This window comes from Prevotella sp. OH937_COT-195 (assembly GCF_003932845.1).
In the GTDB taxonomy this organism is placed as follows: domain Bacteria; phylum Bacteroidota; class Bacteroidia; order Bacteroidales; family Bacteroidaceae; genus Prevotella.
In genome coordinates, this window is the sequence record NZ_RQZH01000085.1 from 1 (window position 1) to 936 (window position 936).

Consider the following 936-nt stretch of genomic DNA (forward strand, 5'->3'; position numbering starts at 1 on the left):
TGTCTATTAAAAGGAGTGTTTTTCTTGCAGAATGGGCGTATTTGGATGGAAATCTAGACTACGAGAGTGATTTCTGCCAGCCTATCCGAAAAGGAGCAGATTACATGAAACGTATGATTGTTGCCAATCGTTGGGAGAATTATAAGACTGCTAAGCAAATAGCCCTCTGTAACTATTTCTTTTATCCATGCTCAGGCAACGGTCAAAATCCATTTCGATATGATTTTAGCAAAGAATACTCTGAAGAAGATTGGCAACATCAATTAGTATCAAGGACGCTAAAGACTCATAAAGGACAATGCCATTCTTTACCCTGGGCTTTCAAGCTATATGCAGAAGAACTTGGAGCAAAGGCTTATATAGCACATGCCCCACGCCATTGCTTCATTATGTACAAAGATGAGGACAATTTGTTTCCTGAAGACTGGGTGAATGTTGAGGTTACTGCTCAACAGTATCAACCGACTTGGGGGATAAAAGAGCATTTTGAGATAGAAGATTCAGCAATTATTGCAAAAACATACCTTTCGCCGTTAACAGATAAAGAAACCGTTGCCTGCCAATTAAGTGACTTGGCTTTAGCATATTATCATAAGTTTTCGCGTTATGATGAGTTTACATTAAGATGTGTAGATGCTTCTTTGAAATACTATCCAATGAATCCTAATGCGATAATTACTAAAGGTAAATCTTTGGATGTGCTTTTACAGAGGCATCTTGAACAGAACGGACATCTTCGGGATGAATATACTGATGAGAATGATGCTCAATCTAAGCAATGCCTACAAGATTTAAGAGCTACTCATTGGACTCAAGAAACGGAGGTACTACGGAGTAAGTGGAAGCAAAGTCCAGAAGACATAGAGAGAATCCGAAAGAATGTACAAATCATAAAATAAGATCATTATGAAAAGATTAAAGAAAGTCTTAATTTCA

1 protein-coding gene is annotated in these 936 nt (G+C 37.6%); it reads left to right on the forward strand.

The window, feature by feature from the left end; all coding sequences use genetic code 11:
• A partial coding sequence (locus EII32_RS11330; RefSeq protein WP_233582397.1) for a hypothetical protein occupies nucleotides 1-899 on the forward strand: 899 nt, incomplete at its 5' end.
• Nucleotides 900-936 lie beyond the last annotated feature (37 nt).